13 protein-coding genes and 1 tRNA gene are annotated in these 13,280 nt (G+C 72.2%); 6 read left to right on the forward strand and 8 right to left on the reverse strand.

What is annotated here, in order from left to right; all coding sequences use genetic code 11:
• Positions 1–125 precede the first annotated feature (125 nt).
• Positions 126–707 (reverse strand): TMEM165/GDT1 family protein, encoded by a 582-nt coding sequence (locus ABZ117_RS00140; protein WP_356816089.1) that lies wholly within the window; start codon positions 705–707, stop codon positions 126–128.
• A 386-nt stretch (positions 708–1,093) separates the two neighbouring features.
• On the opposite strand from ABZ117_RS00140, the gene ABZ117_RS00145 reads away from it, so the two are divergent.
• Positions 1,094–1,738 (forward strand): HNH endonuclease family protein, encoded by a 645-nt coding sequence (locus ABZ117_RS00145; protein WP_356816090.1) that lies wholly within the window; start codon positions 1,094–1,096, stop codon positions 1,736–1,738.
• A gap of 84 nt (positions 1,739–1,822) precedes the next feature.
• Here the strand turns inward: ABZ117_RS00145 and ABZ117_RS00150 are convergent, their stop codons facing one another.
• From ABZ117_RS00150 to ABZ117_RS00160, 3 genes are all read right to left on the reverse strand, one after another.
• Positions 1,823–2,437: a VTT domain-containing protein gene (locus ABZ117_RS00150; protein WP_356816610.1), complete on the reverse strand. Its 615-nt coding sequence runs from the start codon at positions 2,435–2,437 to the stop codon at positions 1,823–1,825.
• A gap of 88 nt (positions 2,438–2,525) precedes the next feature.
• The gene (locus ABZ117_RS00155; protein ID WP_356816091.1) at positions 2,526–2,978 is read right to left on the reverse strand and encodes a DoxX family protein; all 453 of its coding nucleotides are present in this window, start codon (positions 2,976–2,978) and stop codon (positions 2,526–2,528) included.
• Positions 2,979–3,332: 354 nt separating this feature from the next.
• Entirely contained in the window at positions 3,333–3,584 is a 252-nt protein-coding gene (locus ABZ117_RS00160) for a DUF2277 domain-containing protein (protein ID WP_356816092.1), read from the reverse strand.
• 91 nt (positions 3,585–3,675) lie between these two features.
• Here ABZ117_RS00160 and ABZ117_RS00165 point away from each other — a divergent pair, with 91 nt between their 5' ends.
• Positions 3,676–4,575 (forward strand): 2-dehydropantoate 2-reductase, encoded by a 900-nt coding sequence (locus tag ABZ117_RS00165; protein WP_356816093.1) that lies wholly within the window; start codon positions 3,676–3,678, stop codon positions 4,573–4,575.
• An 84-nt stretch (positions 4,576–4,659) separates the two neighbouring features.
• On the forward strand, positions 4,660–5,004 hold the full coding sequence (locus ABZ117_RS00170; protein WP_356816094.1) for a hypothetical protein: 345 nt from the start codon (positions 4,660–4,662) through the stop codon (positions 5,002–5,004).
• Between the two features lie 60 nt (positions 5,005–5,064).
• Here ABZ117_RS00170 and ABZ117_RS00175 read toward each other — a convergent pair.
• Positions 5,065–5,136 (reverse strand) — tRNA-Val (locus ABZ117_RS00175).
• Between the two features lie 211 nt (positions 5,137–5,347).
• Here ABZ117_RS00175 and ABZ117_RS00180 point away from each other — a divergent pair.
• From ABZ117_RS00180 to ABZ117_RS00190, 3 genes are all read left to right on the forward strand, one after another.
• Entirely contained in the window at positions 5,348–6,118 is a 771-nt protein-coding gene (locus tag ABZ117_RS00180) for a DUF4097 family beta strand repeat-containing protein (RefSeq protein WP_356816611.1), read from the forward strand.
• A 191-nt stretch (positions 6,119–6,309) separates the two neighbouring features.
• Positions 6,310–7,602 carry a hypothetical protein gene (locus ABZ117_RS00185; RefSeq protein WP_356816095.1) on the forward strand — a complete coding sequence of 431 codons (1,293 nt, stop codon included), beginning with the start codon at positions 6,310–6,312 and terminating at the stop codon, positions 7,600–7,602.
• 87 nt (positions 7,603–7,689) lie between these two features.
• Positions 7,690–8,262, forward strand: coding sequence for a DUF4383 domain-containing protein (locus tag ABZ117_RS00190; protein WP_356816096.1), 573 nt, complete (start codon positions 7,690–7,692; stop codon positions 8,260–8,262).
• Here the strand turns inward: ABZ117_RS00190 and ABZ117_RS00195 are convergent.
• From ABZ117_RS00195 to ABZ117_RS00205, 3 genes are all read right to left on the reverse strand, one after another.
• Entirely contained in the window at positions 8,250–9,353 is a 1,104-nt protein-coding gene (locus ABZ117_RS00195) for an amidase domain-containing protein (protein ID WP_356816612.1), read from the reverse strand. The two genes, ABZ117_RS00190 and ABZ117_RS00195, sit on opposite strands and share 13 nt — an antisense overlap.
• Positions 9,354–9,541: 188 nt before the next feature.
• On the reverse strand, positions 9,542–10,837 hold the full coding sequence (locus tag ABZ117_RS00200; protein ID WP_356816097.1) for a hypothetical protein: 1,296 nt from the start codon (positions 10,835–10,837) through the stop codon (positions 9,542–9,544).
• A gap of 38 nt (positions 10,838–10,875) precedes the next feature.
• A complete protein-coding gene (locus tag ABZ117_RS00205) occupies positions 10,876–13,212 on the reverse strand; it encodes a transglycosylase domain-containing protein (protein ID WP_356816098.1) in 2,337 nt (778 codons plus the stop codon).
• Between the last annotated feature and the right edge of the window lie 68 nt (positions 13,213–13,280).

The following is a 13,280-nucleotide window of genomic DNA, read 5'->3' on the forward strand; positions in this document are numbered from 1 at the left end:
GAGGGACAAGGCGGCCCCGCCCGCCGGTCAGGGAAAACGGGCGGGAGCCACTTTGTTTCTCCACGGTACAAAATCTGCCGGGCATCCCGCCACCACCCCCGGCGGACGTTCACCCGCCGTTCAGCTCAGCCGGCCACGGCCTCGTACAGGCTCCACACGCCGAGCGCGAGCATCAGCACCGCCGCGATCTGCGTGATCAGCCGCAGCGGTACGCGCTTCATCAGGGCCTTTCCGCCGACGATGCCGAGTCCGGCGACGGCCCACAGGCCCAGCACGGCACCGAGACCGACCGAGAGCGGGTCGTCGTAGCGGGCGGCGAGGTTGGCGGTCATGATCTGGGTGAGATCGCCGAACTCGGCGACCAGGATGAGCATGAAGCCGGTGCCGGCGACCTTCCAGAAGGACTGGTCGGCGGGCTTCCTGATCTCCTCCTCGTCCTCACCCTTCTTCAGCAGCAGCACCGCGGCCCCGCCGAGGAAGAGGACGCCGGTGAGGGCGTGCACGATCTGCTGCGGCAGCAGGGTCAGCACGCTGCCGGCCGCGACGGCGAGCACGACGTGCAGCAGGAAGGCGGCGGCGACGCCCGCGAAGACGTACGAGGCGCGGTAGCGGGTGCCGAGGACGAGGCCGGCGAGCGCGGTCTTGTCCGGCAGTTCGGCGAGGAAGATGACGCCGAAGACGAGCGCCGTCACGGTGATGCTGATCAAGGTCCCTCAATCGGTCGGGCTGCCCCGCCGAGAGTGCGGTACGTCTTGCGCTGACACCTCGGCACGGCAGCGCACACGGCGCCCGCGCCGGGAGGCGCGGGCGTGCACTGCTTGCCGAAGGTCTCGCTGGCGGACATCGATGAGGATCGGTGGTCCGCCTCCGGGCGCCGGCTCAGGCTCGCTGAGCAGTATGTCGACGGTCCGGCGAAGAGCTACTCCCCTTCTGCGCCACCCATCGTACGGGATGTGAAGGTTCCGCCGTGAACCTTGTCGTGTCATGCGCACGTCATTAGCTTCTTACCGAGCGCTCACCCCCCGGCAACACGGCCCCGCGAGCATTCCCTCGCCCGCACCCCAACGCCCGCACCCCACAAGGGAGTTACCCCATGTCCAAACTCTACGCGCGTCGACGGCTGAGCATACTCGCGGCCCTCACCGGCCTGATGACCTCCGCCGCCCTGGTCAACTCCCCGAGCGCCTCGGCCGCCCTCCCCACGCCGGTCAGCGCCGCCACCGCCCGCGGCTACCTCGCCCAGCTCACCGTGGCCACCGAGAACCGCACCGGCTACAGCCGCGACCTCTTCCCGCTCTGGATCACCATCAGCGGCACCTGCAACACCCGCGAGACGGTCCTCAAGCGGGACGGCACGAACGTCGTCACCGACTCCGCCTGCGCGGCCACCAGCGGCAGCTGGTACTCCCCGTACGACGGCGCCACCTGGACCGCCGCCTCGGACCTGGACATCGACCACCTCGTCCCGCTCGCCGAGGCCTGGGACTCCGGGGCGAGCAAGTGGACCACCGCCCAGCGGCAGGGCTTCGCCAACGACCTGACCCGGCCGCAGCTGATCGCCGTCACCGACAACGTCAACCAGGCCAAGGGCGACCAGGACCCGGCCACCTGGGTGCCGTCCCGGTCCGCGTACGTCTGCACGTACGTCCGCGCCTGGGTGCAGGTGAAGTACTACTACAACCTCTCGGTCGACACCGCCGAGAAGAGCGCGCTGACGAACTACCTCGCCGGCTGCTGAACTCCGCGCACCCGGTGACCGCCGGGCCGCCGGGGCCGGTCGTGCGGTGCCCGCGCCTCGGCGGGCACCGCACGGCGTGCCGCGTCAGGCGGCCGGCCGGCGGCGCATCAGGAAGCCCGCCGCCGCGCCCGCCCCGAACAGCGCCGCCACGGAGACACCCGCGGCCAGCCAGGTCGCGCCCAGCCACTGGGCGCCGTAGTAGCCCAGGGCGACGCTGTACGCGGCCCAGGACAGGCCGGCCAGCGCCGACCACGGCAGGAAGTCGCGGGCGCGGCGGTGGGCGGCGCCCGCGCAGAAGGAGACGACCGAGCGGCCGGCGGGGGCGAAGCGGGCGAGGACGACCAGCGCGCCGCCGCCCCGGGCGAGGGCGTCGCCGAGACGTTCCTGCGCGGTGGTCAGCCGCCGGGAGCGGGCTATCGCGCGGTCCAGGCGGGCGCCGCCCCGCCACGCCAGCCGGTAGGCCACCAGGTCACCGACGACCGAGGCGGTCGCCGCGGAGGCGATCAGGGCCAGGATGTCCGGCACCTCGTGCGGGACCCCGCCCGCCGCCGCGCCCGACCCCGCTGCCGCCGCCGTGCCGGCCGTGATGACGAGCACCCCGCTCGGCAGGACCGGCAGGAACACGTCGAACAGCACCGACAGGGCCACCACGGCATAGATCCATGGACCGGCCGCCAGCGACCCCACGCTTTCGAACACCACGACTCCCGACACTCCCCCGTTGACAGCCGTACAGCGTACGCCGGGGGTGTGACAGGAGGTTTCGCGGGGTTTCCGCAGTGGCTGATCAGGCCGCCAGCGGGGCCTGTTCGGCGGCGGGCCCGCCGGCCGCCGCCGTGCGCCGGGCGAGGAGCCGGTCGAGGCCGAAGGCGCCGGAACCGGTGAAGACCAGCAACAGGAACGCCCAGCAGAACAGCACCGACGGCTCGCCGCCGTTCTGTATGGGCCACAGGGCGACCCGCTGGTGGACGTCGAAGTAGGCGTACGCCATCGAGCCGGAGGCGACCAGCGCGGCCCCGCGGGTGCCGAGGCCCAGCAGCACCAGGCCGCCGGCGACCAGCTGGATCACGGCCGCGTACCAGCCGGGCCAGGTGCCGGCATCGACCGTGCCGCCGGTGCCCGCGGCGCCGCCGAGGACGCCGAACAGGGAGGCGGCGCCGTGCACGGCGAAGAGCAGGCCGATGACTGCGCGGAAGAGCCCGAGGACGTAGGGCTGAGCGGAATCGAGACGTGCGGACATGGGGGACTTCTCCTCTTCGGTGTCGGTCGGACCGGCCGGGGACGTGGGGCCGGCCGTGGGGGCGGCGGAACCGAACGAGAGTCCAGGTTAGGGGAACCTAATCAGTACTTGCAAGTTCAACATACGAGGTCGAGGTCCCGCCCGCGCACCGGCATTGAGGGCGTAAGGACATGACGGCACGAGCGGGATGACGGCATGACGGCATGACGGCATGACGGCATGACGAGACTGCGGGACGGCGCACCCGCGACCGGACCGCCCTCAACCGGACCGCCCGCGTCCGGACCGCCCTCGACCGGACCGCCCGCCTCCGGACCGCCGGTCCGCCGTTCCGCCGGGCCCGGGGCCGGCCGGCTACTCCCGCGCCGCCCGGTCCGGTTCCGCCCGCGCGGTGCCCGCGCCCCGGACCTCCAGCCCGTCGAGCAGCTCCGCCGTGGCCCGGGCCACGGCGTCCACCGCCCGGTCGAACACCTCGCGGTTGTGCGCGGCGGGGGCCCGGAACCCGGACACCTTCCGCACGTACTGCAACGCGGCGGCGCGCATGTCCTCGTCCGTGGCCTCGCCCGGCAGCGCGGGCGGACGCAGCGTCTTGATGCTCCGGCACATGCCCTCAGTCTGGCGCGCCCCGGCCGACCCTGCGATGATCCCCGCGAAGGCGGCCACCGACCCAGGGGCCGACCGTCGGAAGGACAACTCCATGACGCACCCGTTCACCGTGGCCGTACTCGGCCCCGGCGGCACCGGCGGCCTGCTCGCCGCCCTCCTCTCCCGCGCCGGCCACCGCGTCGTCTGCGTGGCCCGCGACGACACGGCCGCCGCCCTGCGCCGTACCGGCATCACGGTCCGCAGCCCGCAGTTCGGCGAGTTCACCGCCCCCGTCGAGGCGGACACCGAGCTGCGCGGACCGGTGGACGCCTGCCTGATCGCCGTCAAGCACACCGCGCTCGACGCGGCACTCACCCGTGTTCCGCCCGCCGCCCTCGGTGACGCGCTCGTCGTACCGCTGCTGAACGGCGTCGAGCACCCGGCGCTCCTCCGCGCCCGCTACCGCCCCGACCGGGTCGCCCCCGCCGTGATCCGGGTGGAGTCCACCCGGCTCGCTCCGGGCGTGATCGAACACGGCAGCCCGTTCACGGAGCTGGACCTGGCCGGGGACGCCGTACCCCGCGCCCGTCTCGACGCCCTCGCCGCGCACCTGCGTGCCGCCGGTACGACCGTCCGCGTGGCCGGGGACGAGACGGCGGCCCTGTGGGCCAAGATGACCTTCCTCGCCCCGTTCGCGCTGCTCACCACCCGGTACGGCCGCCCGCTCGGCGAGGTCCGCACCCATCACCGCAAGGAGCTGGAGGCGTTGGTCGCCGAGACCGCCGCGGTCAGCCGGGCCTGTGGCGGGCCGGCCGATCCGGCCGGGGCCATGGCCCGGTACGACGCCTTCCCGCCGGGCGCCCGGTCGTCCATGCAGCGCGACGCCGAGGCCGGCCGGCCGCTGGAACTGGACGCCGTCGGCGGGGCGTTGCTCCGCGCGGCCGGCCGGCACGGCGTGGCGGTGCCGGTGACGGCGCGGCTGGTGCGGGAGCTGCGCGGCGCCGGCCACTGACATCGGTCACCCGTTCGGATGAACAGCGTCCGCTTCCGCCGCGCGGACTCGCCTCGCGAATTCGAACAGGCGTAGCATTAGCGCGTGGCTACGACCTATGACTTCCCCAGTGACCTCCTCGCCGGCCAGGAGGAGCTGCATCAGGTCCGGGCCGAGCTGTCGGCCCTGCTCAGGCGGCTTCCCTGGTCGGTCGAGCCGATGGACGGCTTCAGCGACGACAACGGCTGGCGCAAGCTGGAGCGGCCCGCGTCCCCCGGCTGGACGGACGACGAGCAGGCCGAGGTGGAGAAGCTGCGGCGCCGCGAGCACGAACTCGCGGTCTTCGTCAGCACCCACCGGTTCTGGGCCGAGGTCGCGGCGGCCGACCGCGTCGAGGCACGCACCCGGCTGAAGCACGTCCACGAGGAGACCGCGGAGGGCGGGAGGTAGCGGGCGGGGCGCCGCTGGAGCACGACGGCCCCCCGGAGACTTCTCCGGGGGGCCGGTCGGTGGGCGCGGACGGTTTCGAACCGCCGACATCCTGCTTGTAAGGCAGGCGCTCTACCCCTGAGCTACGCACCCGGGACAGGCCGACAGCCTACATTGCCCGGTGGGCCGCGCCGCAAACCGTTCGTCCCGCCGCCCGGGGCGAGGGCCGTGCGACGGGGGGTTGTCCCCACCCCGGGTCCGGGTGTCCGCCGGAGCGTCAGGCGGGCCGCCGCCGCCTAGAGTCGCCGGAGACCGACGTACTCCGGCCCCCGGTCCCGCGGGCCGGCTCAGGGGGGAAGATCCGATAGCCCGTTCCGTCCTCGTCCGTACCGCCGGCGCGGCCGTCCTCACCGGCGCGCTCCTGGCGGGGGTAGGCGCCTGCGGCGCCTCCGCCGCCGCCGACGAACACCCGGACCACCGGTCCTTCGCCCTGCACGGCCGCACCCTCACGATCGACTCCGACGACTCCGCCCTGGAGATCGAGGCCACGGACGGACAGCGGGCCGGGACCGTCGCCGTGATCCGCTGGTTCGACGGGTCCGTGGTGGGCGGCAGCGGTCCCACGGTGCGGTGGTCCATGACCGGCGACCGGCTCGTCCTGCGCGTGCACTGCTCCGGGATCGTCACCGACTGCTCGGCCCGGCACCGGATCGAGGTGCCCCGCGGGGTCGGCGTGCACGTGGTGAACGAGGACGGGGCCGTGCGGGCCTCCGGGTTCCGGGACCCGCTCAGCGTCCGCGTCAGCGACGGCGCCGTGCACGTCACCGGCTCCAGCGGGCCGCTGGACCTGCGGGCCGACGACGGTTCCGTGCGCGCGGAGGTCTCCTCGCGCCGGGTGCGGGCCGCCACGCAGGACGGCCCGGTGGACGTCCGGCTGTCCGCCGCGCCCGACCTCGTGGACGTCCACAGCGACGACGGCTCGGTGACGGTCACCGTGCCCGAGGGCGCGTACCGGGTGTCGGCCGGCGCCGACGACGGCACGGTGTCCGTGTCCGTGCCCCGCGACGACAGCAGCCCGCACCGGGTGTCGGCGCACGCACAGGACGGCGAAGTCACGGTGCGTACGGCGAACTGACCGGCCCGTGTGTTCGTCTTCGACGGGTGGGAGAATGACACCACCCAGCGCGGACCACAGCACGGGAGAGGGATGTGACGGCGACACCGGGCACGCCAGCGACGCGGCCGTACCCGCCGCCGCCGCCCCCCGCACGGGCCCGGCGCGGGTCCGCCCCGCGGCGGGGCGCCCTGCGGGACACCCTCACCCTGATGGGCCTGCCCGTGCTGGCCGCGCTCGCGCTGCCCGCCGCGTTCGCCGGCGGCGGCACCCGCCGCTGGTTCGGCGGGCGGGCGGAGAGCCAGCGGGCCGACGCGCAGGCCGCCAAGGACGCCGCGGCGGCCGCGTTCTACGAACTCGACACCGCCCAGCGGGATCTGCGGATCTCGGTCGAGACCATCACGGCGGTGGACGACTCCCCCGCCGCCCGGCGCGCCGCGTCCGACTTCGAGGCGCTCGGGCGCCGGATCGACGAGGCCAGCGGACAGTACATCCAGGCCGTCGACGCCCATGACCTGGACCACGACGGCCTGGAGGCCGCCGCGGCCGCCCGGGCGCGGGCCGAGCTGACCGCGGCCCGGGACGAGCTGGTGCGGGTCCGCCAGGACCTGGAGCGGTTCGGTGCCTCGCTGGAGCCGCTGCTGGGGAGCGCGGAGACCGCTCTGGCCCGGCTGGCACCGGCCGTGGAGCGGGCCCGGCAGTCACTGCTGGCCGCGAGCAACGCCCTGGACGCCGTACGGCAGCACGGGCTGCGCGCCGACGAACTGGCCGCGCGGCTGGCGGCCCTGTCACCCGAGCTGACCCGGCTGAACCAGGGTGCCGGGCAGCACGGTGTGGCGCCGACGCTGGAGCGCGCCGAGCGGGTGCAGCGGGAGGCCGGGGCGATCCGGGCGGAGGCCGGACGGCTGCCGGAGAAGGCCGCCGAGATCGACCACCGGCTGGTCAGTCTGCGCACCAGGGCGCAGGCGCTGACCACGCGTGCCGGGCAGGTGCAGCCGGTGCTGAGCGAGCTGCGGCGCCGGTTCGCCGCCACCTGCTGGCAGGATCTCCAGCACGTGCCCGAACAGGCCGCGGAGAACGTGCGGCAGGCCGAGCTCAAGCTCCGCGAGGCGCAGGAGGCGCGGGACGCCCAGCGGTGGCCGGACGCGACCGCGCTGCTGTCGACCGTACGGGCCCTGCTGAACACCACGGACGACGCGGTCTCGGCCGCCGGGGACCGGCTGACCAGGCTGAACGCGGTGCAGAAGGATCCGCATCAGGAGATCGAGCGGACCCGGTTCGCACTCCGGGACGCCCAGCGGCTGGCCATGACGGGCCGGACGACCCCCGATCCGCGGGACGCCCGGCCGCTGGACGACGCGGTGGCCCGGCTGGAGCGGGCGATCGGCACGCTGGAGGGGCGGCACCCGGACTACTGGCACTTCCTGACCGAGACGGACGCGGTGCGGCAGGCGGCTGCCCGGGTGGTGTCGCGGATCCGCGAGGAGCGCGGCACCGGGCACTGAGCTGCCGCGCCGTGTTGCCGAGGGGGGCGGGGCGGGCGGATATTGAAGTGGACGGATGGCCTCCGCTAGCGCCCGAGGGAGCCGGACATGGCCGCACACGCTGTGCACACGAGGAAAGCCGACGAGCGCCCGAAGATGCGGCTGGACGACCACCTGCCCGTCGATCACCGCCTCAACCGGGTCTACCGGTTCGGCGCCGGCCTGATCGGCGCGTTCCTGATCGTCTTCGGCATCCTCGGCCTGATCGACCACATCGGCTACTTCAACACCGGCGGTGCCAGGGTCGTCGGGCTGAACACCAACGGCTCGCTCAGTGTCCTGTCGATCTGCATCGGCGCGATCCTGCTGGCCGGCATGGTGATCGGCGGGAACGTCGCCTCGACCCTGAACATGGTCCTCGGCGTGCTGTTCCTGCTGAACGGCTTCCTGTTCCTCGGCCTGCTGGACACCGGCAGCAACTTCCTGGCCTTCAAGATCCAGAACGTGTTCTTCAGCTTCATCGTGGGCCTGCTGCTGATGACGTTCGGCATGTACGGCCGGGTCGGGCACGCCCTGCCGTACGACAACCCGTACTGGCGGGCCCGCCACCCCGACCCCTCCCCGCAGGAACAGCGGGACGGGCCGGAGCGGCAGGACCCCCGGCGGGGTCAGGTGCGGTAGGCGTAGAACGCCGCGCCCGGGTACGAGGCGACGAGGCTGGCCACCGACCTGTTGTAGGTGTTGGTCGAGTGATAGCTCACGTACGGCACGCCCCGGCGGTCCCGGTACGTGACGATCATGGAGTGGTCCTTCGACCCGTCCCGGTTGAAGTCCATCTGGAGCACGTCACCGACGTCCAGCTGATAGACGTTGGCCAGGCTGGTGACCCGCTTGGACGACAGCGCGAACCAGGAGAACTCGTTGACCCCGACGAAGGAGTCCGACTGGATGTCGGAGTTGCCGAACCACTTGTGGAAGTCGTTCGTGTAGCCGGGTACGTGCTTCCAGCCGCCCGCCTTCAGGGACTGGCTGACGAAGTTGGTGCAGTCGCCGCCCGCCCCCTGCCCGTTGAAGTCCGGGTAGGCCGGGTTGTAGGTGTTCCAGTACTTGGCCGCGTACGCCGCCATGGCCTGATAGTCGTAGCCGGACGCGGAGAAGTTCTTCGCGTTGGCCGGCGCGGGCCAGCTGGTGGCCGAGCGGGCCGCACTGGGCGGGCCGTCGTCCTCACCGGCGGTCTTCACCTTCGCGACGGCCGGCTTGGCGACCTGGTTCACCGCGAGATAGCCGTCGTCCGTGTCACGGATGCCGGTCAGCTGCCAGTTCCCGTGCCGGTCGGCCGTGAAGGTCAGCTCGTGGTGCGCCTGGAAGCCGGTGGACTTCGGGCCCTTGGTGGTGGCCTTGTCGTAGGACAGCGTCGTGTTCTCGGTGACGGCGACCTTCGCGTGGCGGCCCGTGACCCGGGTCGCGTCCAGCGTGACCTTGGTGTTCCCCCCGCCGTACGTCTCGCCCAGCCGGGCCAGCCGGCTGCGGCGGTCACGCAGCTCGTCCAGCGCGGACGTCTGCTGGCGGGTCTGCCCGCCGGACAGGCGCACCGACCCCGAGAAGCCGGACGTGTGCCGGGTGCCGGCCTTGCCTGCGCCCTCCACGAGCGCCTGCGTGCGGTCGGTGAAGACCGCGTCGGCCAGCCGCTGGAAGGTCGCCTTGGTGGCCGCGTCCACGGTCGGATCGTCGGTCACCGCCGCACCCGCGCTCCAGTTGGGCACCAGGGCCACACCGGCGACCACCGAGGCGGCGGCCGCGGTGACTATGGCCGTGCGGCTCCGCTTACGGCTCAGTCTTCTTGATTTCAATGATGTTTCCCCTCTACGCCGGTACACCTACCGGGAGAGGGGCATCTTCGCACGGCGTGTGCGGCGGTTGTGAAGGGGGTTGCACAAGTGGAACCGGCGGCACACGCCGGTCACTTGACGACCGCGGACCAGTCCGGCGACTGGGCGGGGTCGAGGCTGCGCAGGGCGGCCAGGGTCTGCGGCTTCTGTACGTCGAGCCAGTCGGACAGTTCCTTGAAGGACACGCACTTCACGCCCTTCTTGGTGCAGACGTTCCTGACCACCTGGTCGATGGACCGCATGTAGATGCCGCCGTTCCAGTCCTCGAAGTGGTTGCCGATGAACAGCGGCGCCCGGCTGCCGTAGTACACGCGGTTGAAGCCGGCCATGTAGGAGTCGACGGTCTGCCGCTCCCACTCGGGGTACTTGGCCGGGTCGCCCTTGGTCTCGCCGCCGGACTGGTTGTAGAGGAAGTTGAAGTCCATCGACAGGCCCTGGTACTTGCCGCTCTCGTACGGCAGCATCTGGAGCGGGAAGTCCCAGATGCCGTTCTTCTTCGACGGCCATATCTGGAAGTCGCCCGGCGAACTGGCGTCGTAGCGCCAGCCGTAGCTCTTGATGGCCTTCAGCAGGTTCTTCTGGCCCTCCAGGCAGGGCGCCCGGCCGCCGGTGACCTCCTGCTTGAAGTCGAACGGCAGCGCGGGTACGTCCTTGAAGCCGGTGTTGGTCTTCCAGTGCTCCACGAACGAGAAGAACTGGTCGATCTCGCTCTTCCACTCCTGCACGCTCCAGTCACCGCCGCCCTTGGCCCCGCAGAAGTGACCGTTGAAGTGCGTGCCGATCTCGTCGCCGTCCTTGTACGCCTTGCCCAGCTGCTCCAGCGTGGTGCGGATGTGGTCGTCGGTGGCGTAGTCGATCGCGGCGTCCCCGGGCGAGTGCATGGGGCCGTGGTAGAGCGACTTCTTGCTCTTGGGCAGCAGGTAGATACCGGTGAGGAAGAACGTCATGTGGGCGTCGTACTGCTCGGCCAGTTCCCGGTAGTGCGAGAACAGGTGGTCGCTGCCCTCCAGCGCGCCGTCCCAGGAGAACACCACGAACTGCGGCGGCTTCTCCCCCGGCTTGAGCGGCACCGGCTTCAACCGCCCCTTCTGCGGGCCCGTGTACGAGGTCGAGCCGTCGCCGAGGATTCTGGTCCTGCCGTCCCAGCTCGGGCTCGGCGTGGCTTTCGGGGCGGCCGCGGGCTTCCGGTCCGCGGAGGCGGTCGGCGTGGTGCTGTCCGAGCGGGACAGCACCAGGAAACCGGCCACCAGCGACGCCACGACGAGGAGCGCCGCCAGGGCGGTCAGCACCTGGGGCCGGGTGGGGCGGGGTGCACCGCGGCGACGGGGGGCGCGACGGCGGCCTGAGGACGACATCTTGCGGGGCATGCGCGGCTCATTCTGGGGAAGGGGAAGGTGGGCGGGTCTCAGCCGAGGCCCGTCGCGGCAGACCAGAGGGCGTACGGGACGCTGTTGTCGGAGGTGCCGGCCAGTCCCTGGAGCGGCAGCGGTTCCAGGGATGTGGCCAGGTCGATCCGGTAGACGACGGCCGCGGTGGACACGGAATCGGCCGTGCCGACGTACCAGGCGGCGGTGTCCTTCTCGGTGGAGCCGGCCTTGCCCGACACCCCGGTCCGGCCGGCCGCCACCTCCGGATGGGCGGTGCGGAAGGAGTCGGTGAGCGCATCGGTGACCTCCTGGGCCACCTTGGCGCCGACCGCCCGGGTGGCGTGCGGGACGGTCAGGGCGACCGGGGCGCCGTTGCGGGTGACGCGGCGCACCGAGTACGGCTCGGTGTGGGTGCCGCCGGCCGCGAACGTGGCGTAACCGCTGGCCATCCGGATCGCACTCGGCGTGGAGTTGCCCAGCGACAGGGCGGGCACCTGGGGACCGATGCTGGAGGACAGCAGCCCGGACGCCTCGGCGGTCCGGCGTACGGTGGCCAGGCCGGCGTCCATGCCGAGCTGCATGAACGGGGTGTTCACCGACCGGGCCATCGCCTCGCGCAGCGTGATCCGCCCGTACGACCTCCCGCCGTCGTTGTGCGCGGCGACCTTCTTGCCGCTGCGGTCCCAGTAGGGTCCCTCCGGGGTGGTGACGGGCACGCCGTCGTCGCCGTCGTACACGGAATCCGGGGTGACGGGCGTGGCGGGCCCGTCGCGTGACGTGCGGACCCCGTGTTCGAGTCCGGCGGCGTAGACGAACGGCGTGAACGCGGTGCCGGCCGGGACGGTGGTCGCGTTGGAGTCGTTGTAGCCCTGCTTACGGTGGTCCGGGCCGCCGTAGACGGCCAGGATGCGCCCGTCCGCGGCCACCGAGGAGGCGCCGTAGTGCGCGTCCGCCGCCACCTTCGGGTCGTCCCGCTTCGCCTGCTTGCGGGCCTTGGTGACGGCGTCGGTCAGCGCCTTCTCCCGCTTGCGGTCGAACGTCGTGTAGATCTGGTAGCCGCCCAGGTCGAACTGCTTGTCCGTGAGATGCGCGGCCTTCTTGGCGTACTGCGTCGCCAGCTCCACCAGGTAGTCGCTCTGCTCACCGGTGTCGTACAGCGGATTGCTCTTCAGCGGCTCGGGGAACCTCGTGTACCCGGCCCGTTCCTCCGGCGACAGCTTGCCGATCTTGACCATGCGGTCGAGGATCCAGGACCAGCGCTCCACCGCCCGCGCGTGGTTGGCCTTGCTCAGCGTCGGGTCGTACAGGCCGGCGCCCTTGAGCAGCGAGGCGAGCATGGCCGCCTGGGAGGCGTTGAGCTTGCCGACGTCCTTGCCGTAGTAGGCCTGCGCCGCCCGCTGGATGCCGTAGGTGCCGCGGCCGAACCAGCTGGTATTGAGATAACCCTCGAGGATCTCATCCTTGCTCATCGCGTTGTCGAGCTTGAGGGAGATCATCGCCTCGGTGAATTTGCGGCTTACCGTCTGATTCTGTGTGAGATAAACGTTTTTGACGTACTGCTGGGTGATGGTGGACCCGCCCTCGGTGTCCCCCTCGCCCAGGGTGCGGAACAGCGCCCGGGTGATGCCCTTGGCGGATATGCCCGGGTCCGAGTAGAAACTCTCGTTCTCCGCCGCGAGCACCGCCCAGCGGACGTCCGGGGGTATGTCCCGCAGCGGCATCGCCTGCCGCTGCACCCAGCCCGTCCGGGCCATGGGCGTACCGTCGGACCAGAAGTACACATTGTCCTGCTGTGTCGCATACGAGTTGAGATTGCTCGGTATGTCCGTCATCGCGTAGGCGGTCACGAGGAACGCGCCGAGCAGGCCGAAGGAGGTCAGGACGGCGCCGAGCGACTGGCGCCAGGAGGGTATCCAGCGCCGCCAGCCGGTCCGGCCGCGGCGCGGGTAGAGCGGCTTCAGACGACGCGCGTACGGGGTCAGGCGGTGCGCGTACGGCGCCAGTAGCGCGAGCAGCGGAGCGAGGGCGGCGACGGCGCGCTCGCGGGCGGCGGAGAGGGCGGCGGAGAGGCCGGAAGGGAGGCCGGAGGTCAGACCGGGGGAACGACCACCGGAGGAACGGCCGCCGGAAGAACGGCCGGAAGAACGGCCGGAAGCATCCGCCGGGGTGCCCTCGGCGGCGCGCGCGCCGCGCCGCCGCTCCGCCCGGCCGCCGGCCGGGACGGACGGCTCGGGCGGCGGCGGGACCCGCAACTGCATGGTCTCGTCGGCCCTGAGGGCGTCCACTCTCAGATGCAGGGTCTCGTCGGCTTCCCGTGGCTTCTCGCCCCGGCCATCCCCCATGGAGCCGCCCTCCCCCTGCGACGCGTCGGTCACGCCTGCGTCTCCCTCCGCACTAGGTCTTGCTCGCGCGGGTGAGCTGAGCATCCTCGCAACGGCATTCA

The organism is Streptomyces sp. NPDC006309 (genome assembly GCF_040613095.1).
Classification (GTDB): domain Bacteria; phylum Actinomycetota; class Actinomycetes; order Streptomycetales; family Streptomycetaceae; genus Streptomyces.